Origin of the sequence: Paraburkholderia sp. MM5477-R1 (genome assembly GCF_050436385.1) — a bacterium.
Lineage (GTDB): Bacteria > Pseudomonadota > Gammaproteobacteria > Burkholderiales > Burkholderiaceae > Paraburkholderia > Paraburkholderia tuberum.
The window spans coordinates 654,170-675,625 of record NZ_JBNDMC010000007.1 but is presented as its reverse complement, the minus strand read 5'-3'; the positions used below and the strand labels follow the sequence as shown (position 1 = coordinate 675,625).

The 21,456-nt window shown below is 62.9% G+C and carries 19 protein-coding genes; 2 read left to right on the top strand and 17 right to left on the bottom strand.

Features of this window, described 5'->3' with window-relative positions; translation table 11 throughout:
- Positions 1-75: 75 nt before the first annotated feature.
- From cysM to gyrA, 17 genes are all read right to left on the bottom strand, one after another.
- Positions 76-978 carry a cysteine synthase CysM gene (cysM, locus tag OKW35_RS31995; RefSeq protein ID WP_429554179.1) on the bottom strand — a complete coding sequence of 301 codons (903 nt, stop codon included), beginning with the start codon at positions 976-978 and terminating at the stop codon, positions 76-78.
- A 237-nt stretch (positions 979-1,215) separates the two neighbouring features.
- A complete protein-coding gene (locus OKW35_RS31990; protein ID WP_429554178.1) occupies positions 1,216-1,590 on the bottom strand; it encodes a ComEA family DNA-binding protein in 375 nt (124 codons plus the stop codon).
- 78 nt (positions 1,591-1,668) lie between these two features.
- Complete coding sequence (gene rfaD, locus OKW35_RS31985; protein WP_429554177.1) at positions 1,669-2,661, bottom strand: ADP-glyceromanno-heptose 6-epimerase; 993 nt, start codon at positions 2,659-2,661, stop codon at positions 1,669-1,671.
- Between the two features lie 85 nt (positions 2,662-2,746).
- The gene (rfaE1, locus tag OKW35_RS31980; RefSeq protein ID WP_311734769.1) at positions 2,747-3,754 is read right to left on the bottom strand and encodes a D-glycero-beta-D-manno-heptose-7-phosphate kinase; all 1,008 of its coding nucleotides are present in this window, start codon (positions 3,752-3,754) and stop codon (positions 2,747-2,749) included.
- The gene (locus OKW35_RS31975; RefSeq protein ID WP_429554176.1) at positions 3,720-5,123 is read right to left on the bottom strand and encodes a UDP-glucose dehydrogenase family protein; all 1,404 of its coding nucleotides are present in this window, start codon (positions 5,121-5,123) and stop codon (positions 3,720-3,722) included. The genes rfaE1 and OKW35_RS31975 overlap by 35 nt, the downstream gene beginning before the upstream one ends.
- 126 nt (positions 5,124-5,249) lie before the next feature.
- Positions 5,250-6,425, bottom strand: coding sequence for a lipopolysaccharide assembly protein LapB (gene lapB / locus OKW35_RS31970; protein ID WP_184061347.1), 1,176 nt, complete (start codon positions 6,423-6,425; stop codon positions 5,250-5,252).
- A gap of 69 nt (positions 6,426-6,494) precedes the next feature.
- Positions 6,495-6,788, bottom strand: coding sequence for a LapA family protein (locus OKW35_RS31965; RefSeq protein WP_184027701.1), 294 nt, complete (start codon positions 6,786-6,788; stop codon positions 6,495-6,497).
- 298 nt (positions 6,789-7,086) lie between these two features.
- Complete coding sequence (locus OKW35_RS31960) at positions 7,087-7,410, bottom strand: integration host factor subunit beta (protein ID WP_006050255.1); 324 nt, start codon at positions 7,408-7,410, stop codon at positions 7,087-7,089.
- Positions 7,411-7,431: 21 nt separating this feature from the next.
- Entirely contained in the window at positions 7,432-9,165 is a 1,734-nt protein-coding gene (rpsA, locus tag OKW35_RS31955) for a 30S ribosomal protein S1 (protein ID WP_008921410.1), read from the bottom strand.
- A 164-nt stretch (positions 9,166-9,329) separates the two neighbouring features.
- On the bottom strand, positions 9,330-10,016 hold the full coding sequence (gene cmk / locus OKW35_RS31950; protein ID WP_184061346.1) for a (d)CMP kinase: 687 nt from the start codon (positions 10,014-10,016) through the stop codon (positions 9,330-9,332).
- Positions 10,017-10,063: 47 nt separating this feature from the next.
- Complete coding sequence (gene aroA, locus OKW35_RS31945; protein ID WP_184061345.1) at positions 10,064-11,368, bottom strand: 3-phosphoshikimate 1-carboxyvinyltransferase; 1,305 nt, start codon at positions 11,366-11,368, stop codon at positions 10,064-10,066.
- A gap of 18 nt (positions 11,369-11,386) precedes the next feature.
- Positions 11,387-12,328 carry a prephenate dehydrogenase gene (locus OKW35_RS31940; RefSeq protein ID WP_184061485.1) on the bottom strand — a complete coding sequence of 314 codons (942 nt, stop codon included), beginning with the start codon at positions 12,326-12,328 and terminating at the stop codon, positions 11,387-11,389.
- Between the two features lie 61 nt (positions 12,329-12,389).
- Positions 12,390-13,511, bottom strand: coding sequence for a histidinol-phosphate transaminase (hisC, locus tag OKW35_RS31935; RefSeq protein ID WP_429554175.1), 1,122 nt, complete (start codon positions 13,509-13,511; stop codon positions 12,390-12,392).
- An 81-nt stretch (positions 13,512-13,592) separates the two neighbouring features.
- Complete coding sequence (gene pheA, locus OKW35_RS31930) at positions 13,593-14,672, bottom strand: prephenate dehydratase (protein ID WP_429554174.1); 1,080 nt, start codon at positions 14,670-14,672, stop codon at positions 13,593-13,595.
- Positions 14,673-14,735: 63 nt separating this feature from the next.
- The gene (serC, locus tag OKW35_RS31925; protein ID WP_429554173.1) at positions 14,736-15,818 is read right to left on the bottom strand and encodes a 3-phosphoserine/phosphohydroxythreonine transaminase; all 1,083 of its coding nucleotides are present in this window, start codon (positions 15,816-15,818) and stop codon (positions 14,736-14,738) included.
- A 206-nt stretch (positions 15,819-16,024) separates the two neighbouring features.
- Positions 16,025-16,630 (bottom strand): DUF2059 domain-containing protein, encoded by a 606-nt coding sequence (locus OKW35_RS31920; RefSeq protein WP_184027684.1) that lies wholly within the window; start codon positions 16,628-16,630, stop codon positions 16,025-16,027.
- A 125-nt stretch (positions 16,631-16,755) separates the two neighbouring features.
- Entirely contained in the window at positions 16,756-19,386 is a 2,631-nt protein-coding gene (gene gyrA / locus OKW35_RS31915; RefSeq protein WP_429554172.1) for a DNA gyrase subunit A, read from the bottom strand.
- A 475-nt stretch (positions 19,387-19,861) separates the two neighbouring features.
- Between gyrA and ompA the strand changes: the two genes are divergently transcribed.
- Together ompA and ubiG are read left to right on the top strand one after the other, a co-directional pair.
- Positions 19,862-20,509, top strand: coding sequence for an outer membrane protein OmpA (gene ompA, locus OKW35_RS31910; RefSeq protein ID WP_090801331.1), 648 nt, complete (start codon positions 19,862-19,864; stop codon positions 20,507-20,509).
- Positions 20,510-20,744: 235 nt separating this feature from the next.
- Positions 20,745-21,443, top strand: coding sequence for a bifunctional 2-polyprenyl-6-hydroxyphenol methylase/3-demethylubiquinol 3-O-methyltransferase UbiG (ubiG, locus tag OKW35_RS31905; RefSeq protein WP_429404833.1), 699 nt, complete (start codon positions 20,745-20,747; stop codon positions 21,441-21,443).
- The last annotated feature ends 13 nt before the right edge of the window (positions 21,444-21,456 follow it).

Below are 21,456 nucleotides of genomic sequence, written 5' to 3'. Positions count from 1 at the left end.
AGACGCAAAAAAAGCGCCGGCTCGACCGGCGCTTTTTATTAGCTCGTGTGCCCGCGAAGGCGCCCAGCGACCCGCTTACGCGGGAAATACCCCCGTGGACAGGTAACGGTCGCCGCGATCGCAGACGATGAACACGATCGTCGCGTTCTCGACCTGACGCGCGATGCGCAGCGCGACTTCGCACGCGCCACCCGACGAAATGCCCGCGAAGATGCCTTCGACCGACGCCAGGCGGCGCGCCATCGCCTCGGCCGCGGATTGGCTGACGTTCTCCACGCGGTCGACGCGGCTGCGGTCGAAGATTTTCGGCAGATACGCTTCCGGCCATTTGCGAATACCCGGAATACGCGAGCCCTCTTCCGGCTGCGCGCCGATGATTTCGATCTGCTGGTTCTGCGTTTTCAGATACGTCGACACGCCCATGATCGTGCCGGTCGTGCCCATTGACGACACGAAGTGCGTGATGCGCCCTTCCGTGTCGCGCCAGATTTCCGGGCCCGTGCCTTCGATGTGCGAGGCCGGATTGTCCGGGTTCGCGAACTGATCGAGGATGATGCCCTTGCCTTCGCGCTGCATCTGCTCGGCGAGATCGCGCGCGTACTCCATGCCGCCTTTGACAGGCGTCAGAATGATTTCCGCGCCGTAAGCGGCCATGCTCTGGCGGCGCTCGACCGACAGATCTTCCGGCATGATCAGCACCATCTTGTAGCCGCGGACTGCGGCGGCCATCGCGAGCGCGATGCCGGTGTTGCCGCTCGTCGATTCGATCAGCGTGTCGCCCGGCTTGATGCGTCCGCGCGCTTCGGCCTTCTTGATCATGGACAACGCCGGCCGGTCTTTCACCGACCCCGCAGGATTGTTGCCCTCGAGCTTCGCGAGGATCACATTGTTGCGGCTACGGATCTCGTCGTCGGGAAGCCGGACGAGTTGTACGAGCGGCGTATTGCCGATCGTGTCTTCAATCGTTTGGTATGCCATATGGGGTCTAGCGATCGATGCGCGAAAGAGTGTCTTCAATCTATCGATTCTAAACCACGATCTCCGGCCGCTGCCCTGCAGCCCTTCTGCCCGCATGGATGCATGGTGTTGCCACGCAAAAGCCCGCGGCTGCGAGCCGCGGGAACACGTGTGTACCAATCGATGCAATGGAACGTTCGCGAACCCTGCGCGCCGCAAGCCGCTCGTCAGCATGGCACGCGCAAGGCTCGCGACCGCTTACTTCTTCACCGCCACTGCGGCGGCGCCCTTCTGCGTGGCGGCGGACGCGGCCGTAGCGGCCGGCTCCTTGCCCGCCGCAGCTGCCGCAACCTGCGTGCTAGCAGCCGCACCAGCCGGTCCGACAGCGAGACCCTCCGCCTGCAGGCGCTCGATGGTGTGCCCGCCCATGCCCTTGACGCGCTGGCCGAAATCCGCCGCGTCCTTGAACGGGCCGTGCGCATTACGTTCCTCGACAATCGCTTTGGCTTTTGCCGGACCGATGCCCTTGATGCCGCGCAGCGCGTCTTCGTCAGCCGTGTTGACGTCGACCGCCGCATATGCGTGGCCGAAAGCGGCGAGCATCGCCGCGGTAACCAGTACTTTTCGAAACATATTGGAATCTCCCTGTTGCCACTGGCCGGCGACCATCACCAGCCAGGAGATTCCAGTTTAAAGAGGATGACGTACGAATCACACCTGGCCGAACAGCCAACGCACGTAACGATCGACACCTTCCTGCACGCTCAGAAACGGCTCGTCGTAGCCGGCCGTGCGCAGTTTCGACTGATCGGCCTGCGTGAAGCACTGGTACTTGCCGCGCAGCGCGTCGGGGAACGGAATGTATTCGATCAGCCCGCGTTGCACCTGATCCGCGAGCGACAGCGCCGGCTCGTTGTTCAGCGCGCGCAGCGTGTTGACCACGGTGCTCGCGATATCGTTGAACGGCTGCGCGCGGCCGGTGCCGAGATTGAAAATGCCTGACTTCTCCGGATGATCGAAGAAGAACAGGTTGACCTTGACGACGTCTTCGACCGAGATGAAATCGCGCGTCTGCTCGCCGGCCGCATAGCCGTTGTACTCGCCGAACAGCTTGACCTTGCCCTCGGCGCGGAACTGGTTGAAGTTGTGAAACGCGACCGACGCCATGCGCGCCTTTTGCGTTTCGCGCGGACCGTAGACGTTGAAATAACGGAAGCCCACGATCTGGCTCTTCGCGGTGGGCAGCACGCGGCGAATCACCTGATCGAACAGGAACTTCGAATAGCCGTACACGTTCAGCGGCTGCTCGACCTCGCGCTCCTCGACGAAGCGGCTCGAGCCGCCATACGTCGCCGCCGACGACGCGTACAGGAACTGGACGTTCTGCGCGAGGCAGATGTCCAGCACGTCGCGGCTATAGCGGTAGTTGTTGTCCATCATGTAGCGGCCGTCGGTTTCCATCGTGTCCGAGCAGGCGCCTTCGTGGAATATCGCGCGCACCTTGCCGAAGTCGCCGCGCCTGAAGCGCTCGACGAATTCGGTTTTGTCGAGATAGTCGTCGATTTCGCAGTCGACCAGATTCCTGAACTTGTCCGCACGCGTGAGGTTATCGACGGCGATGATGCGCTGTTCGCCGCGCTCGTTGAGCGCCTTCACGAGATTGCTGCCGATAAAACCGGCCGCGCCGGTGACGATGACGGTCATGGTGATCCTGCGGTAGTGAGCTTCGTTCAGTCAACGCCGCGCGGGGTCCGCTGGTCCGTCGGACGACGGCGCCCCGCGGGCTGCATCAGGAAAAGAGTTCGTCGTAGTCGACGGTGGCGGTGCCCAGTTTGCCGACCACGATGCCGGCCGCGCGATTCGCGAGTCCGACCGCGTCGACGAGCGAAAGACCCGCGCCGAGCATCGCGGCGAGTGTCGCGATCACGGTGTCCCCCGCGCCCGAAACATCATACACTTCGCGCGCAACGGCCGACGCGTGCAGGATGCCATCGTCGGAGAACAGCGTCATGCCCTCCTCCGAGCGCGTCAGCAGCAGCGCCTCGAACTGGAGCTCGGCGCGCAGCTTCGTGACGCGCGCGATCAGATCTTCCTCGGACTTCCACTGTCCGACGACCTCGCGCAATTCCGCGCGATTCGGCGTGATCAGCGTCGCGCCGCGATAGCGCTCCCAGTCGTCGCCCTTCGGATCGACGAGCACCGGTTTGCCGGCCGCGTGCGCCTTCGCGATCATTTGCGTGACGTGCGTGAGGCCGCCCTTCGCGTAGTCGGACATCAGGATCACGTCGTACGATGGCAGCAGCTCGTCGAAACGCGCGAGGCCCGCGAGCAGCACCTCGTGTGCCGGCGAGTTTTCGAAATCGACGCGCAGCAACTGTTGCTGACGCGACAGCACGCGCAGCTTGATCGTCGTCAGCAAGGCCGGATCGCGTTCCAGATGCGGCGTGACGCCGCTTTCGCCGAGCAGCTGCACGATGCGCTCGCCGGGCTCGTCATGACCGACCACGCACAAAAGACCCGCCTGCGCGCTGAGCGCGACCGCGTTGCGCGCGACGTTCGCCGCGCCGCCCAGCCGATCTTCCTGGCGCTGCACGTGCACGACCGGCACGGGCGCTTCCGGGGAAATGCGGTTGACGTCGCCGAACCAGTATCGGTCGAGCATCACGTCGCCGACCACCAGCACGCGCGCCGCGTTGAGCTGCGCGCGCGGCACGACCGTGAGCTTCTGCGCCGTCGTGGACGCGGGCGCCGCGGGCATGGCCTCAGGCATCGACCGGAAGTTCAGAGGGTTGGGCATAGGGGCGTCCAATGGCGTGGTAGTCGATACCGAGCTCGGTCATCGCGTCCGGTTCGTACAGGTTGCGGCCGTCGAAAATCAGCGGTGTCTTCAGCACCGATTTCAGATGCACGAAATCAGGACTCTTGAACTCCTTCCATTCGGTCACGATCACGAGCGCGTCGGCGCCGATCAGCGTTTCGTCCTGAGTGCTCGTGAACGTGAGACGCGCCAGCTGCTCCGGCGCAGCGTGCAGATCCATCGCGAATACGCGACGCGCCTCGGTCACGGCGACCGGATCGTACGCACGCACGCTCGCGCCGCGCGCAAGCAACTCGCCGATCACGCGACGGCTCGGCGCCTCGCGCATGTCGTCGGTATTCGGCTTGAACGCGAGACCCCACACCGCGAACGCGCGGCCGCTCAAATCCTCGCCGAGCTTCGCGGTGATCTTGTTCACAAGCACGTCCTTCTGCTGGTAGTTCACTTCCTCGACCGCCTCGAGAATCCGCAGGTTGTGGCCGCTCTCGCTCGCGGTGCGAATCAACGCCTGCACGTCCTTCGGGAAGCACGAGCCGCCATAGCCGCAGCCCGCATACAGGAAGTGATAGCCGATGCGCGGATCGGAACCGATGCCGCGGCGCACCGCTTCGATGTCGGCGCCGACCTTGTCCGCGAGATTCGACATCTCGTTCATGAACGAGATGCGCGTCGCGAGCATCGCGTTGGCCGCGTACTTGGTGAACTCGGCTGAGCGAACGTCCATGTACAGCGTGCGTTCGTGATTGCGGTTGAACGGCGCGTACAGACGCTTCATCATTTCGCGCGCCCGCACGCCCGGTTCGTCTTCGTCGATACCGATCACGATACGGTCGGGGCGCATGAAGTCGTCGACGGCCGCACCTTCCTTCAGGAACTCGGGATTCGACACGACCGAGAAGCGATGCTGCGCGCTGCCGGCGAGCCCGCGTTTCGCGAGCTCTTCATTGATCACCGCGCGCACGCGCTGCGCGGTGCCGACCGGCACCGTCGATTTGTCGACGATCACCTTGAAACCATTCATCGTGCGGCCGATGTTGCGCGCGGCCTCGAGCACATATTGCAGATCGGCGGAGCCGTCTTCGTCGGGCGGCGTGCCGACCGCGATGAACTGCACGTCGCCGTGCGCGACGCTCGCGGCGACATCGGTCGAGAACGCGATGCGGCCAGCCGCGCGCGTGCGGGCGATCATCTCCTGCAAGCCCGGTTCGTGAATCGGCACGCCGCCTTTGTTGAGGATGTCGATCTTGCGCTGATCGACGTCGAGACAGAAGACGTCATTGCCGATTTCGGCGAGACACGCGCCGGTGACAAGGCCCACATAGCCGGTGCCGATAATGGTGATTTTCATACGCTTTCCGGTGGAAGGTTCCGGTAATGAATGCCGCTCATGAGGCCGGCGATAAACTCGTTGCGAAATTCGCGGAGCGGTTGCGTCGCAATGAACGCCGACGCGGCCAAAGCCGCGCGTGCGGCGTCAACTCGGCGCGGTAATCGGCTCGACGCGGCGCGGTGCATAGGTTTCCCAACCGCTGCATCCGGGGCACTGCCAGTAGAAAAGCCGCGCCCGGAAACCACAATTCTGGCACGTATAGCGTGGCAGATTCTTGGTGCGCTGGCGGATCAGTGTGTGCATCAGTTCGAGCTCGCTGCGCCGCGGCTCTTCGGCGACGGCCTGCTGCGCTTCGAGCAGACGCGTCATGCCGGCCAGATTCGGCGACTTCTGCATCTGCGTGCGCGCGAGCGCATGCGCGGCATCGGCGCCGCGCAGCAACGCGACGTGCTGATACGCGACGTCGAGCAGATCGTTGCTCGGATGATGGTCGACCCACGTGGTCAGCAGATCGGCGCCCTCCTGCGCGCGGCCGAGCGCTTCATACGCCTTCATGATTTTCTCGGCGACGAGCGGCAGATACGCGGGGTTCTGCTCCTCGACGCCGCGCCATTGACCGATCGCCGCTTCGGACGCGCCGCCGGCCGCGTCGACGTCGCCGAACAGGATCGTCGCGCGCACGTTGGTCGGGTTCGCCTTCAGCGCGAGACCGAGCTGATGACGCGCTTCGTCCGGTTTCTTCTGCTGCAGCGCTTCCTGAGCAAGTTCGCAATGGAACTGCGCGATTTCCTTGTCGAGCGACGGTGCGCCCATCGTTTCGAGATGTCGCGCGGTATCGATCGACTTGACCCAGTCCTTCTCGATCTCGTAGATCGTCAACAGCGCGCGTTGAGCACCGAGTGCGTAATCGCCCGCCTGCAGCGAGCGGAAGGTTTCCTCGGCACGGTCGAGCAGACCCGCTTTCAGGAAGTCCTGGCCGAGTTCATACAGCGCGTGATCGCGCTCACTGACAGGCAGGTCCGCGCGGCTCAGCAGATTTTGATGCACGCGGATCGCTCGATCCGTTTCGCCGCGCCGGCGGAACAGATTGCCGAGCGCGAAATGCAATTCGACTGTTTCAGGGTCGAGCTTGACGACCTCGATGAATGCGTCGATCGCCTGGTCGGGCTGCTCGTTGAGCAGGAAGTTCAGGCCGCGAAAATAGGACCGCGGCAGGTTCGCGCTTTCGGACAGCAGCGTCTTGAGGTCGTAGCGCGCCGCCATCCAGCCGAACGCGAATGCGACGGGTATGACCAGCAGCCACCAGAAGTCTAGATCCATGCGATTAATGCAAATGTGCGGGAAAGCGAAAACGAAAAGCCGCGCTCAGAGCGCGCGGCGCAACGGAGTTCAGATCAGCGGCGGCATCGGCGGCTGCTCGACGACGGCTGGAGTTTCGCGCGCCACGCGCAACTCGCGCCTGAGCCGGCCATTCTCCATGCGCAGACGTACGACGGCCGGCACCGCCGACACGAGCCCCGCGAGCAAGCCGATCACGAAAAACGCGAGACCGATCAGAATCAGAGGCGCCGACCAGACGTAGCCGGCGAGGAAATTCAGCGTAGCGGGTTGCGTGTTGGAGAGCGCCAGCACCAGCAGCAGCACGAACACCAGCACACGGATCAGCCAGACGATAAATTTCATGAATAGATCTCTTGACGGCAGTTGCGGGGTGACGCCGGCTCGATGACGCGTCGCGCCAAGGTGTTGCCCGCGCCGAAGTGACCCGTATTGTAATGGATGACCTCGGGGCCGGACAGCAAGTGGCGGGATGGCGCACTGACGGGTGATTCGCGAAATGCAAAGGCCGCACCGGGAAGCGCCCTCTTCTCAAACGATGGACGAAAAAAAAGCGCCCGAAGGCGCTTTTCCTGGTCTTTTGCCGACTGGCTTTGGCCGCTGACGCTAGCTATGCCACGCTGCAAGACGCACAGCGGAGTCATTAAAGGTCGTCATCCGGCTCTTCGGCCTTCAGCGGCTCGCCCGCGCGACGATCCACCCGCTCGCGCAATTCCTTGCCTGGCTTGAAGTGCGGTACGTACTTCTCAGGTACCAGCACCTTCTCGCCCGACTTCGGATTGCGTCCAACGCGGGAGGGACGGCGGTTGAGCCCGAAACTGCCGAAGCCTCGAATTTCGATGCGATGACCTTTGGCAAGTGCCTCCGACATCGCATCGAGCATCGTCTTCACCGCGAAATCCGCATCCTTGAGAACAAGTTGCGGAAACCGCGTAGCCAGCTGGGCGACCAATTCCGATTTGGTCATACTGCAGCAGACCTCTCAGGCTTACTGGTTCTGGCCGTCGAGCTTGGCCTTCAGCAGCGCGCCGAGGTTCGTCGTGCCGGTAGCGGCTGCGCTCGAATCCGAAGCAGCGAGACCGCGGATGGCTTCCTGCTGCTCAGCCGAATCCTTCGCCTTGATCGACAGGTTGATGCCACGCGACTTGCGATCGATGTTGATGATCATCGCGTTGACCTTGTCGCCTTCCTTCAGCACGTTGCGAGCGTCTTCCACGCGGTCCTGGGCGATTTCCGAAGCACGCAGGTAGCCTTCGACTTCACCCGACAGCTGGACCACAGCACCCTTCGCGTCCACCGACTTGACAGTACCGTCGACGACCGAACCCTTGTCGTTCATTGCAACGTAGTTGCTGAACGGGTCGCCTTCGAGCTGCTTGATACCCAGCGAAATACGTTCCTTCTCGACGTCGATGCCGAGAACGATCGCTTCCACTTCGTCGCCCTTCTTGTACTTGCGAACGGCTTCCTCGCCGGTTTCGCTCCACGACAGATCCGACAGGTGAACCAGACCGTCGATGCCGCCCGGCAGACCGATGAAAACGCCGAAGTCCGTGATCGACTTGATGGCGCCGCTGATCTTGTCGCCCTTCTTGAAGTTGCGGCTGAAGTCGTCCCACGGGTTCGGCTTGCACTGCTTCATGCCGAGGCTGATACGACGGCGGTCTTCGTCGATTTCGAGAACCATGACTTCGACTTCGTCGCCCAATTGGACAACCTTCGACGGAGCAACGTTCTTGTTGGTCCAGTCCATTTCCGACACGTGGACGAGGCCTTCGATGCCCGATTCCACTTCGACGAATGCGCCGTAGTCGGTGATGTTGGTGACCTTACCGAACAGACGCGTGCCCGACGGGTAACGGCGCGAGATGCCTTCCCACGGATCGTCGCCCAGTTGCTTGATACCGAGCGAAACGCGGTTCTTTTCCTGGTCGAACTTGAGGATCTTCGCGGTGACTTCCTGGCCAACCGACAGAACTTCGCTCGGGTGACGCACACGACGCCACGCGATGTCCGTGATGTGCAGCAGGCCGTCGATACCGCCGAGGTCCACGAACGCGCCGTAGTCGGTGATGTTCTTGACCACGCCTTCGACGATCGCGCCTTCCTTCAGCGTTTCGAGCAGCTTCGCGCGCTCTTCGCCTTGCGTTGCCTCGATGACAGCGCGGCGCGACAGCACGACGTTGTTGCGCTTGCGGTCGAGCTTGATGACGCGGAATTCGAGCGTCTTGCCTTCGTACGGGGTGGTGTCCTTGACCGGACGCGTATCAACCAGCGAACCCGGCAGGAACGCGCGGATGCCGTTGACCATCACGGTCATACCACCCTTGACCTTGCCCGTGATCGTGCCGGTTACGAGTTCGTTGTTGTCCAGCGCCTTTTCCAGCGACAGCCACGAAGCCAGACGCTTCGCCTTGTCACGCGACAGGATGGTGTCGCCATAGCCGTTTTCCAGCGCGTCGATCGCGACGGAAACGAAGTCGCCCGCCTGCACTTCTACCTCGCCCGCGTCGTTCAGGAACTCTTCGAGCGGGATGTAGGCTTCGGACTTCAGACCAGCATTCACGACCACGAAGTTGTGGTCGACACGCACGACTTCCGCGGAGATCACTTCGCCAGCGCGCATGTCCTGCTTGGTCAGCGACTCTTCGAACAGAGCCGCAAAAGATTCGGTATTCGGGGTAGAGGTTTGCAGGTCGGACATAAAAATCAGAGTTTGCATGGTCTTCGCAACGCCTGGCTCACCGGACTGGTCAGCAACTGCGGCAAATACGCGAACGCCACGCGGGGTTAAAGGGTTAAAAAAACAACGCTTCGCGACCATCGCGAAGCACCTACCAACAACAGGACTGCCGCTGTCTGGCCACTACCGCATGACCGTTTCAGTTACGCATGCGGGACCAGCGCTTCATACCATTGCACCACCTGCTCGACCGCCTGGTCGACCGACAATGCGGAGGTATCAAGCAGTTTTGCATCCGCCGCGGGCTTGAGCGGCGCGGCCGCGCGCTGACTGTCACGCTCGTCGCGCTCACGCAAATCCCGGAGCAAGTCATCTATATTAGCAGAAAATCCTTTTTGGATCAATTGCTTATGCCGGCGCGTCGCGCGGGCCTCGACGCTCGCCGTCATGAACACCTTCAGCACGGCATCCTGAAAGATCACGGTGCCCATGTCGCGCCCGTCGGCGACGAGCCCCGGCTCCTTGCGAAACGCCCGCTGACGCGCCACCAGCGCGGTTCGCACCGGCCCGTGAACGGCGATCGCCGAGGCGCGGCTGCCCACTTCCTCCGCACGAATTTCGGTCGATACATCGACGCCGTCGAGCTGCGCGAGCCCCTCGCGAAACGTGATATGGAGGTCGTCGATCAGTTTGACAAGTGCGTCGACGTCGTCCGCCGCGATGCCGTAGCGCAGGCTCGCGAGTGCCGCGAGCCGGTAGAGCGCGCCGCTGTCGAGCAGGTGAAAGCCGAGGTTGGCGGCCACCATCGTGGCCACAGTGCCTTTGCCGGAGGCGCTGGGGCCGTCGATTGTAATGACGGGCGTCTGGTGAAAGGGACGGATCGGTTTCATCTAAAAATGTCGCACATCGGGCGATTCGCACGCGAATCTGGATTGCATCAGGCTTGCGCGAGCGCCGTGAAGCGCTCGAAATAATCCGGGAACGTCTTGCCGACGCACCTCGGGTCGTTGATGCGGATCGGCACACCGCCCAAGCTCACGAGCGAGAAGCACATCGCCATACGGTGGTCGTCGTAGGTGTCGATCGCGGCATTCGGGATGAGCTTTTCGGGCGGCGTGACGACGAGGAAATCCTCGCCCTCCTGCACCTTCGCGCCGACCTTGCGCAGCTCGGTCGCCATCGCGGCGATGCGGTCGGTTTCCTTGACGCGCCAGCTTGCGATGTTGCGCAGCGTGGTCGTGCCGTCCGCGAACAGCGCGGCGACCGCGATCGTCATCGCCGCGTCGGGGATCAGGTTGAAGTCCATGTCGATCGGATCGAGCTTGCCATGGTCGTTGCCGACGCCGCGCACTTCGATCCAGTCCTCGCCCATCTGCAGGTTCGCGCCCATCCTGATCAGCGCATCGGCAAAGCCGACGTCGCCCTGGATGCTCGCGCGGCCCACACCTTCCACTCTCAGCGGGCCGCCGCCGAGCGCTCCCGCGGCGAGGAAATACGACGCCGACGACGCATCCCCTTCCACCATGATCGCGCCTGGCGACTGATAACGCTGCCCGGCCGGCACCACGAACTGGTGCCAGCCGTGACGCTCGACGTCGATGCCGAAGCGCGCCATCAGCTTGATCGTGATCTCGATGTACGGCTTCGAGATCAGCTCGCCGTCGACCTGCACGGTGGTGACGCCGCTCGCGGTGCGCAAGAGCGGCAGCGTCATCAGCAGCGAGGTCAGAAACTGGCTCGACACGTCGCCGCGCACGCGGATCGGCGCGTCGGCCGTGATCTGGGCGGGACGGATGCGTAGCGGCGGATAGCCTTCGTTCTGTTCGTAGTCGATCTTCGCGCCGATCTGGCGCAGGCCGTCGACGAGATCGCCGATCGGCCGCTCGTGCATGCGCGGCACGCCGTGGATCCGGTAGTCGCCGCCGTTCACGGAGAGGGCCGCGGTCAGCGGACGCACCGCCGTACCCGCGTTGCCGAGGAACAGGTCGGCCGTTCGCGCGGTGAACGCGCCGCGCGTGCCGGTCACGACGCAGGTGTCACCGTCGCGCTTCAGACGTACGCCAAGCTTTTCGAGCGCAGCGAGCATCACGCGGGTGTCATCGGAATCGAGCAGGTTCGTGATCGTCGTCTCGCCTTCGGCGAGCGCGGCGAGCAGCAGCACGCGGTTCGAGATGCTCTTCGAGCCGGGCAGACGAATCGTGCCGGACGCACGGGAAAAAGGTCCGAGATCGAGGAATTCCATGATGTGTCCAGTTTCCGGTTATTTGGACGCGTCGCTGGCGGCCACGCCAGCCGCGCGCTGCTCCTGCCACTGACTGCGCGCGACGCGCGAGCGCGCGAACACCGCTTCGAGCGCGGCGCCGTCGCCGGCCTCGATCGCCGTGCGCAGGCGCGCGAGCACCGCGGTATACGCGTCGAGTTCGTCGAGCAGCGCCGCGCGATTAGCGACGCAGACGTCGCGCCACATCTCCGGACTCGACGCGGCGATGCGCGTGAAGTCGCGGAATCCGCCCGCCGCGAACGAAAACTTCAAAGCGGCGTCGGGCGAGCTGAGGATCTGTTCGACGAGCGCGAACGACAGCACGTGCGGTAGATGACTGACCGACGCGAACACGCGGTCGTGCTGCTGCGGCGTCATGTCTCGCACCAAGGCGCCGGTGGCGCGCCACATCGCCGCGACGCGCTCGACCGCTTCCGGCGCGTTCTCCGGCAGCGGGCACAGCACGACGTTGCGGTTCACGTACAGATCGGGCAACGCGGCGTCGACGCCGCTCGACTCGCGGCCGGCGATCGGATGGCCCGGCACGAACTGGCCGATCCGTGCACCGAGCGCCGCGCGCGCGGCGGCGACCACGTCGGACTTGGTGCTGCCCGCATCGGTGACGATCGTGTTGGCGTCGAGATGCAGCGCGATGCGTTCGAGCAGCGGCTGTGTCTGCGCGACCGGCGCCGCGAGCAGCACGAAGTCCGCGCCCGCTAGCGCGTCGCGCAGCGCGGCGTCGTCGATGAGCGCCGCGGTGCCGTCGATCACCCCGAGCGCCAAGGCGCGCTCGCTCGACGCGGACGTCCGTCCCACCCCAACCACCGTGCGTGCCCCGCCGGCCTCGCCGCGTTCACGCAACGCGCGCGCGAGCGATCCGCCGATCAGGCCGACACCGAAAATCACCAGCTTGTTAAAAGAAAACGCGGCCACGTCGCTCACACAATACGGACAATAAGCGCGCCGCTCCTGCCGGCCGACGCGCGGGATCAAGGAGCAATGCTTACGCAGCGGCAGGCTCGGCAAGCGTCTTTTCGAGCGCCGCGAGGAACGCTCCGTTCTCCTCCGGCAGGCCGATCGTGATGCGTAGCCATTGCGGCAAACCGTAGTTGCCGACCGGTCGCACGATCACAGCCTGTTTCAGCAGCGCGAGATTCACCCGGGCGCCGGCTTCGTCGTCACCGCCGACGCGCACGAGCACGAAGTTACCTTCGGATGGCACGTATTCGAGACCGAGCTTGTCGAACGCCTCGGTCAGAAGCTTATAGCCCTGCGCGTTCAGCGCCGCGCTCTTTTCCAGAAATGCGCTGTCGTTCAGTGCCGCAATCGCCGCGGCCTGCGCGAGCGTATTGACGTTAAACGGCTGACGCAGTCGATTCAGCAGATCGGTCAAGCCGGGCTGCGCGATCGCGAAGCCGATACGCAGGCCCGCCAGGCCGAACGCCTTCGAGAAAGTACGCGACACCAGCAGGTTCGGATAGCGGCGCACCCAGTCGATCGAGTTATAGCGCTTGTCCACCGACAGATACTCGGTGTACGCCTCGTCGAGCACGACGACCACATGGCGCGGCACTTTGCCGAGAAACGCCTCGAGCGTCGGACCGTCGACGAACGTACCGGTCGGATTGTTCGGATTGGCGACGAACACGAGACGCGTGTCGTCGTCGATCGCGGCAAGCATCGCGTCGAGGTCGTGACCATAGTGCACGGCCGGCACGACGATCGCGCGCGCGCCGACGCCTTGCGTTGCGAGCGCATAGACCGCGAACGAATACTCCGAGAACACTACCGCCTGGCCCTTCTCGACGAACGCGTGCGCGGCGAGTTCGAGGATGTCATTGCTGCCGTTGCCGAGCGTGATCCACTCGGCCGGCACGCCGTAGCGCGCGGCGAGCGCCGCCTTCAGTTCGAAACCGTTCGAGTCCGGATAGCGGCCGAGGTCGGCGATCGCCTGCGCCATCGCGCGCTGCGCGGATTCCGGCATGCCGAGCGGATTCTCGTTCGATGCCAGCTTCACGATGCTCGCCTCGTCGAGACCAAACTCGCGGGCCACTTCCGAAATCGGCTTGCCGGCGATGTACGGCGCGATCGCACGCACATAGGAAGGGCCGAAAGACGCTGTCATGAAAATCTCCGAACGACGATGGATAGTGAAATATGCGTTCGGGCAGCGCACTTGGCGCCGCCCGGACTGCGCTGCCAGCCCTTACCGGGCGCGCGGATACGAGCCGAGTATTTTCAGGAACGCGGCCTTCTCGCCGAGCCCGGCGAGCGCGGCGGCCACGGCCGGGTCGTCGCGATGGCCTTCGACATCGATATAGAAGTAGTACTCCCACGTGCCGACGCGCGCCGGGCGCGATTCGAAACGCGTCATCGACACGCCGTGGCGCGCCAGCGGCTCGAGCAGCTTGACCATCGCACCCGGTTCGTTCACGACCGACACAATCAGCGAGGTCTGGTCGTAGCCGCTCGGACCGGTCGGCTGCTTGCCGATCATCACGAAGCGTGTGCGGTTGTGCGGATCGTCCTGGATCAGCGCGTTGGTGACCTGCAGGCCGTAGTGGATCGCGGCGCGGTCGCCGGCGATGGCCGCGACGGTCGGATCTTCGGCTGCCATCCGTGCAGCTTCCGCGTTGCTCGACACCGCCTGGCGCTCGAGATGCGGCGCGTTGGTCGACAGCCAGCGCTGGCACTGCGCGAGCGCCTGTGCGTGCGCGCACACGCGCGTGACGCCGGCGAGCCCGTTTTGCGTGAGCAGGTTGTGATGAATCGGCAATGCGAGTTCGCCGCCGATGGTCAGCTGCGTTTGCAGCAGCAGATCCAGCGTGCGCGACACCGCGCCTTCGGTCGAATTCTCGACCGGCACGACGCCGTAGTCGGCAGCGCCCGCCTCGACGGAGCGGAACACTTCATCGATCGACGAGCACGGCAGCCCTTCGATCGACTGACCGAAGTACTCATGCATCGCCTGTTCGCTATAGGTGCCGACGGGTCCGAGGTACGCGGCCTTGATGGTCTTTTCGAGCGCGCGGCTTGCGGCCATGATCTCGCGCCAGATCGCGCTGATGTGTTCGTCCGCAAGCGGCCCCGCGCTCATCTCCTGCAGGCGCGCGATCACCTGCATCTCGCGCTCGGGTCGGAACACCGGTGCGTTGAAATGCTTCTTGACCTCCCCGACTTCGAGCGCGACCGACGCGCGCTGGTTCAGGAGCGCGATCAACTGCGCGTCGAGCGCGTCGATGCGATCGCGCAGAGGTTTGAGTCGTGTATTGAGTTCGTCGTCCATGCGTAAAACGGCTTTGCCGGGTAAATGCTGGAAAAGATGCGCACGCCTGCCGGTCAGTGTGACTCAGGCACTGCGCTGTTCGAATTCCTTCATGTATTCGACAAGCGCTTTGACGCCTTCGAGCGGGACGGCGTTATAAATCGACGCCCGCATGCCGCCGACGGACTTGTGGCCCTTTAGCTGCACCAATCCCCGCGCCTTCGCGCCGGACAGGAAATCTTCGTTGCGCGACTCGTCGGCGAGGAAGAACGGTACGTTCATCCGGGAGCGCGAGCCACGCTCGACCTTGTTCAGATAGAAGCTGCTCGAGTCGATCGTGTCGTACAGCAGCTTCGATTTTTCGAGGTTGCGTGCCTCCATCGCCAGGAGGCCGCCCTGCTTCTTCAACCACTTGAACACGAGCCCGGCGATATAGATCGCGTAGGTGGGCGGAGTGTTGTACATCGAATTGTTCTCGGCGACGGTCTTCCATTCGAACGCCGACGGGCAGATCGGCATCGCGCGATCGAGCATGTCCTCACGCACGATCACGACCGTCACGCCGGCCATGCCGATGTTCTTCTGCGCACCGCCGAATAGCACGCCGAATTTGGCGATGTCCATCGGGCGCGACAGGATATGCGACGACGCGTCCGCGACGAGCGGAGTATCGCCGAGGTCGGGAATCTCGAAGGTTTCGACGCCGTGAATGGTCTCGTTGGTGCACAAGTGCACGTAAGCCGGATCGTCCGACAGTTGCCATTCCGAGCGCGCCGGCGCGCGGGTGAAGCCCTCGGCTGTCTTGCCGGTCGCGGCGAGATGCACGCTGCCGTATTTCTGCGCTTCCTTGAACGATTTCTCCGACCACGAGCCGGTGATGACGAAATCCGCGCGCGGTTTCGAGCCGAGCAGGTTCATCGGCACGATCGCGTTTTCGCCGAGTCCGCCGCCCTGCAGAAACAGGATGCGGTGGCTTGCCGGCACCTGCAGCAACTCGCGCAGATCGGTCAGCGCTTCCTCGTGGATCAACATGAATTCCTTGCCGCGATGGCTCATTTCCATCACGCTCATACCACTGCCTTGCCAATTCAGCATCTCGTCGGCTGCCTGGCGCAGCACTTCTTCGGGCATGGCCGCCGGGCCGGCGGAGAAATTAAAGACGCGCATGTGAGGTCCTGGAAGCGGGCGCGAAATAACGAAGTCGCGCGGGAATCGGCGAAAAGAACTGCGAAATGGCTCGCCGAAAAAGAAAATGGCCGTCTGCGCCAGTGCGCAAACGACCATTATCGCATTGTCGCCGCCAACCCGCCACGCCGGGTGGCCCTGCGGGCGCGACGACAGGCCGGCTGATCAGCGCAGCCTGCGCGCGGAATTTACTTGGCAGCCGGCTTGACCGATGCGACTTCCTTGTCGGCCTGGTCACGCGTTGCCTTGATCGATTCCGGCATGTACTTCTGCATCAGACCGTTCACGACGTCGCGACCAACCTGGTCTTGCACCTGGATGAACTTGCGACCGGTCGGGCTCTTGTAGAACGTGGTCAGATCCTTGATTTCCGACGTGCTGTAGTACTTCGCGTACGCGTCGTACTGAGATTGCATCGCGTCCTGACGGAAAGAGTCGGTCGCGAACACCTGGCCCGCGCTGTCCACCAGCTTCGGTACCGCGTTCTTTTGCAGCGTCGGCACGGCGGCCTGCTTCTGCTTGTCCGTCATCGTCTTGTTCTCGGTCAGCGCGTCCGACAGGATTGCCGGAACGAGCTGCTTGGCCTGCATCTGCGCGCTGTTGCCGATTGCGCCAACCAGCTTCTGCGCATCGATGGCGTCGAGCAGCTCCTTGATGGCAGCTTGCTTGGCCGGATCAACCGGTGCTGCTGCGGCAGCCGGAGCCGCAGGCGCCTGGTTCTGCAGCGCTTGAGCCATGGCGAAGGTCGGCACGATGGCAGCCAGCAACATCAGTTGTTTGAATCGTTTTTGCATCACTACTCCCTAAGAGAAATTAACTTGAACTGCACGCCACACGGGAAAGCGTACCGGCCCGATACGCGGTGACCCGCAGCGTAGCTTCAACGTATTAACTGAGACTGAAAGCCGGCTGGCACGGATCAAGCCGCGCCGCCGCCCTCACCGCCGTTATCACCTTCAGCGGAGCCGTCGGAATCGCTTTCCGACTCGCCCTCGGCCTCCGCTACCTGTTGCAGACCGGACAGCTTGGTCCCTTCGTCAAGGCTGATGAGTGTAACACCTTGCGTTGCGCGTCCCATTTCGCGAATTTCCGACACGCGCGTGCGAATCAGCACGCCCGTCGTGGTAATCAGCATGATCTGCGCTTCCGGGTCCACCAGCGTCGCGGCAACGACCTTGCCGTTACGCTCCGACGTCTGGATTGCGATCATGCCCTTCGTGCCGCGGCCGTGACGCGTGTACTCGGTGATTGGGGTGCGCTTGCCGTAGCCGTTCTCGGTTGCGGTGAGCACCGACTGCTGCTCGTCGTCGGCCACCAGCAACGCGATCACGTTCTGGCCGTCCTCGAGTTGCATGCCGCGCACGCCACGCGCCTCGCGGCCCATCGGACGCACGTCGTTTTCGTCGAAGCGCACTGCCTTGCCCGAATCCGAGAACAGCATCACGTCGTGCTGGCCGTCGGTGATCGCGGCGCCGATCAGGTAATCGCCCTCATCGAGACCGACCGCAATAATACCCTTGCGCAACGGCCGGCTAAATGCTTCCAGCGGCGTCTTTTTTACCGTTCCCAACGCGGTCGCCATGAACACGAACTTGTCGGCCGAGAACTCCTTGACCGGCAGCACGACCGTGATCTTTTCGCCTTCTTGCAGCGGGAACATATTGACGATCGGCCGGCCGCGCGAATTGCGCGAACCCTGCGGCACTTCGTAGACCTTGACCCAGTACACACGGCCGCGGTTCGAGAAGCACAGGATGTGGTCGTGTGTATTGGCAATGAACAGCGTGTCGATCCAGTCGTCTTCCTTCATGGAAGTGGCCTGCTTGCCACGACCACCGCGCTTCTGGGCTCGATATTCGGACAACGGTTGCGATTTCACGTAGCCCGCGTGCGACATCGTCACGACCATTTCCTGCGGCGTGATCAGGTCTTCGGTGTTCAGCTCGGTCGCGTTCAACTCGATCTTCGAGCGACGCGCATCGCCGAATTCGGCCTTGATGGACGCGAGTTCGTCGACGATGATCGCCGAAATGCGTTCCGGGCGAGCCAGAATGTCCAGCAGGTCAGCGATCTGCGCCATCACGTCGCGGTATTCGCCGATGATCTTGTCTTGCTCGAGGCCGGTCAGTCGCTGCAGGCGCATCTGCAGGATTTCCTGCGCCTGCGTATCGGACAGACGGTAAAGGCCGTCGGTCTGCATGCCGAACGACGGGTTCAGTCCCTCCGGACGATAAGCTTCGCGACCGCCCGCCGACGCGTTTTCCGACTCGGCGCGTGACAGCATTTCGCGCACGAGCGACGAATCCCACGCGCGCGACATCAGCTCCTGCTTGGCGATCGGCGGTGTCGGCGCGGCCTTGATGAGCGCGATGAATTCGTCGATGTTCGCGAGCGCAACCGCGAGACCTTCGAGCACGTGACCGCGTTCGCGCGCCTTGCGCAGTTCGTAGACGGTGCGCCGCGTCAGCACTTCCCGGCGATGCGACAGGAAGCACGTCAGCATTTCCTTCAGATTCAGGAGCTTCGGCTGGCCGTCGACGAGCGCGACCATGTTCATACCGAACGTGTCCTGAAGCTGGGTCGCCTTGTACAGATTGTTCAGCACGACCTCGGGCACTTCGCCGCGCTTCAGCTCGATCACGACGCGCATGCCGCTCTTGTCGGATTCGTCGCGGATGTCGGAAATGCCTTCGAGCTTCTTCTCGTTGACGAGCTCGGCGATGCGCTCGAGCAGCGAGCGCTTGTTCACCTGATAGGGCAGCTCGTCGACAATGATCGCCATGCGCTGGCCACGGTCGATTTCCTCGAAGTGCGTCAGCGCGCGCATCACGACGCGGCCGCGGCCGGTGCGATAGCCGTCGCGCACGCCGGCCACGCCGTAGATGATGCCGGCGGTCGGGAAGTCGGGCGCGGGGACGATCTCGATCAGCTCGTCGATCGTCGCTTCCGGGTTCTTCAGCAGATGCTGACACGCGTCGACGACTTCATTGAGGTTGTGCGGCGGGATATTGGTCGCCATGCCGACCGCGATGCCGGACGAGCCATTGATCAGCAGATTAGGGATGCGCGCGGGCAGGATGGCCGGCTCGTTCTCGCTGCCGTCGTAGTTCGGCGCGAAGTCGACCGTTTCCTTGTCGATGTCGGCCAGCAGTTCGTGGCCGATCTTCGCCATGCGGATTTCGGTGTAACGCATCGCCGCGGCGTTGTCGCCGTCGACGGAACCGAAGTTCCCCTGGCCGTCGACGAGCATGTAGCGCAGCGAGAAGTCCTGCGCCATCCGTACGATCGTGTCGTAGACAGCGGTGTCGCCGTGCGGATGGTATTTACCGATGACGTCGCCGACGATACGCGCCGACTTCTTGTAGGCGCGGTTCCAGTCGTTGTTCAGCTCGTGCATCGCGAACAGCACGCGCCGGTGCACCGGCTTCAGGCCATCGCGGACATCGGGAAGCGCTCGCCCTACGATCACGCTCATCGCGTAATCGAGATACGAACGGCGCATTTCCTCCTCAAGGGAGATTGGCAGAGTCTCTTTGGCGAATTGATCCATTATCCGTATCTTTTACGTGCGAAGGCGGGGTTTCGCCGCTTCTTCGCGTAAGCATTGCAGGCGCAACGCATCACGCGATTCTAACATGCCACGAATCCACGCCCGACGAAGGTACGTATACATATTAGAGGGGCACCCGCCAACACCTCGCCGATCGCACAATTTCAGTCCCGTCAGGCTCGATTCCTGCGTGGGACCAATCCGCCGCTCAGCCAGAGCCGGCGGACCGCTCAGACGAAAACATTTGTTGCGCATGCACCACAATTGGAGGGGGATTTGATCGGGGGCGGATTTTTTTTTCGTCGGAAGGGAACGATATGGCAAAATGCCAACGCACAAAGAGTCAGACACTGCTCGAAGTCTACACAAACGGTTTTTGTTCCGCACCAATGTTATACTTCGAGCAATGTATGACTGGTCTTCGTCAACAGGCTCGCAGTAAACCTGCGGTAATCTCAATTTCGAGAGGAGAAATATGAATAAACTTTCAAAGCTCGCGTTCATTGCAGCTACCGCAGTTATGGCTGCATCCGCCATGGCGCAGTCGGTGCCGGCGTCGCGACAAGCTACCAACGACAACTGGGTGAATGGTACTGGCGAATACGTGTGGATGAACGGCACGAACGAGCTTTGCTGGCGCGATGCATTCTGGACGCCCGCAACGGCTAACGCCAAGTGCGACGGCGCTCTGGTTGCTCAGGCTCCGACCCCGCCGGCACCGGTCCCTCCGCCTCCGGCTATCTCCAGCGAAAAGATTACGTATCAAGCTGATGCGCTGTTCGACTTCGACAAGGCAATCCTGAAGCCGGCCGGCAAGGAACGTCTGAGCGAACTGGCATCGAAGATCCAGGGCATCAACCTCGAAGTCGTCGTCGCTACGGGCCACACCGACCGTATCGGTTCCGTCGCCTACAACGACCGTCTGTCGCTGCGTCGTGCTCAAGCTGTGAAGGCCTTCCTGGTCAGCAAGGGCGTCGAAGCCAACCGTATCTACACGGAAGGCAAGGGTCCGCGCAACCCGGTTACCACCGGTTGCAACCAGAAGAACCGCAAGCAACTCATCGCCTGCCTCGCACCGGACCGCCGCGTGGAAGTCGAAGTTGTCGGTACGCCGAAGCAGTAAGCTGGAAAATTACCGCAGTATCGAAAGCCCCGCTTCGGCGGGGCTTTTTTTATGCGCGGGTACCGCGGCCTGGCGTGATGCGCGACGCAGGAGGGTCCCGCTCAGCTACCAGCGGCTCGCAGCTTGCATCAGCGCCCGCTACCCGACGCGCTTTTGCCGCTCTTTCTCTCGCCCTATATACTTAGGGTTTATCCTCGAGCGTCCGCTCACCGCTTTCATCGAGGCAGCCTTCACCATGACCAACGCCGATCCTCACGAACTACAGAAATTCAGCGACCTCGCGCATCGTTGGTGGGACCCGAACGCCGAATTCAAGCCGCTGCACGAACTGAATCCGATTCGTCTAGGCTGGATCGACGCCCACGCCCATCTCGCCGGCAAAAAGGTGCTCGATATCGGCTGCGGCGGCGGCATCCTGTCGGAATCGATGGCAGGTTTGGGCGCTCATGTGAAGGGCATCGATCTGTCGACGCAGGCACTCGGTGTCGCCGATCTTCACAGTCTTGAAAGCGGTGTAACCGTCGATTACGAAGAAATCGCGGCTGAGGCGCTGGCCGCACGCGAACCGGGCACCTATGACGTGATCACCTGCATGGAAATGCTCGAGCACGTGCCCAGGCCGGCCGCGATCGTCGAGGCCTGCAAGAATCTCGTGAAGCCGGGCGGCTGGGTGTTTTTCTCCACGCTGAACCGCAATGTCAAGTCGTATCTGTTCGCGGTGATCGGCGCCGAATATATCGCGCGAATGCTGCCGATGGGCACGCACGACTACGCGCGCTTCATCCGCCCGTCGGAGCTCGCCGGCTTCGTGCGCGCCGCCGAGCTGCGCACGGCGGACATCAAGGGCATCGTGTACAACCCGCTCAGCAAGCTTTTCGCGCTGTCGTCCGACACGAGCGTCAACTATATGCTCGCCTGTCGCCGCGACGCCTGAATTGCCCGAACCG

What these genes read in the sequence shown, in the direction of transcription:
- hisC (WP_429554175.1), bottom strand. Translation starts at nt 13,511, where the DNA reads ATGACAGCGTCTTTCGGCCCTTCCTATGTGCGTGCGATCGCGCCGTAC.
- lapB (WP_184061347.1), bottom strand. Translation starts at nt 6,425, where the DNA reads ATGGATCTAGACTTCTGGTGGCTGCTGGTCATACCCGTCGCATTCGCG.
- rfaD (WP_429554177.1), bottom strand. Translation starts at nt 2,661, where the DNA reads ATGACCGTCATCGTCACCGGCGCGGCCGGTTTTATCGGCAGCAATCTC.
- pheA (WP_429554174.1), bottom strand. Translation starts at nt 14,672, where the DNA reads ATGGACGACGAACTCAATACACGACTCAAACCTCTGCGCGATCGCATC.
- serC (WP_429554173.1), bottom strand. Translation starts at nt 15,818, where the DNA reads ATGCGCGTCTTTAATTTCTCCGCCGGCCCGGCGGCCATGCCCGAAGAA.
- OKW35_RS31960 (WP_006050255.1), bottom strand. Translation starts at nt 7,410, where the DNA reads ATGACCAAATCGGAATTGGTCGCCCAGCTGGCTACGCGGTTTCCGCAA.
- rpsA (WP_008921410.1), bottom strand. Translation starts at nt 9,165, where the DNA reads ATGCAAACTCTGATTTTTATGTCCGACCTGCAAACCTCTACCCCGAAT.
- cysM (WP_429554179.1), bottom strand. Translation starts at nt 978, where the DNA reads ATGGCATACCAAACGATTGAAGACACGATCGGCAATACGCCGCTCGTA.
- ubiG (WP_429404833.1), top strand. Translation starts at nt 20,745, where the DNA reads ATGACCAACGCCGATCCTCACGAACTACAGAAATTCAGCGACCTCGCG.
- OKW35_RS31975 (WP_429554176.1), bottom strand. Translation starts at nt 5,123, where the DNA reads ATGAAAATCACCATTATCGGCACCGGCTATGTGGGCCTTGTCACCGGC.
- gyrA (WP_429554172.1), bottom strand. Translation starts at nt 19,386, where the DNA reads ATGGATCAATTCGCCAAAGAGACTCTGCCAATCTCCCTTGAGGAGGAA.
- OKW35_RS31990 (WP_429554178.1), bottom strand. Translation starts at nt 1,590, where the DNA reads ATGTTTCGAAAAGTACTGGTTACCGCGGCGATGCTCGCCGCTTTCGGC.
- OKW35_RS31965 (WP_184027701.1), bottom strand. Translation starts at nt 6,788, where the DNA reads ATGAAATTTATCGTCTGGCTGATCCGTGTGCTGGTGTTCGTGCTGCTG.
- OKW35_RS31920 (WP_184027684.1), bottom strand. Translation starts at nt 16,630, where the DNA reads ATGCAAAAACGATTCAAACAACTGATGTTGCTGGCTGCCATCGTGCCG.
- ompA (WP_090801331.1), top strand. Translation starts at nt 19,862, where the DNA reads ATGAATAAACTTTCAAAGCTCGCGTTCATTGCAGCTACCGCAGTTATG.
- aroA (WP_184061345.1), bottom strand. Translation starts at nt 11,368, where the DNA reads ATGGAATTCCTCGATCTCGGACCTTTTTCCCGTGCGTCCGGCACGATT.
- rfaE1 (WP_311734769.1), bottom strand. Translation starts at nt 3,754, where the DNA reads ATGCCCAACCCTCTGAACTTCCGGTCGATGCCTGAGGCCATGCCCGCG.
- cmk (WP_184061346.1), bottom strand. Translation starts at nt 10,016, where the DNA reads ATGAAACCGATCCGTCCCTTTCACCAGACGCCCGTCATTACAATCGAC.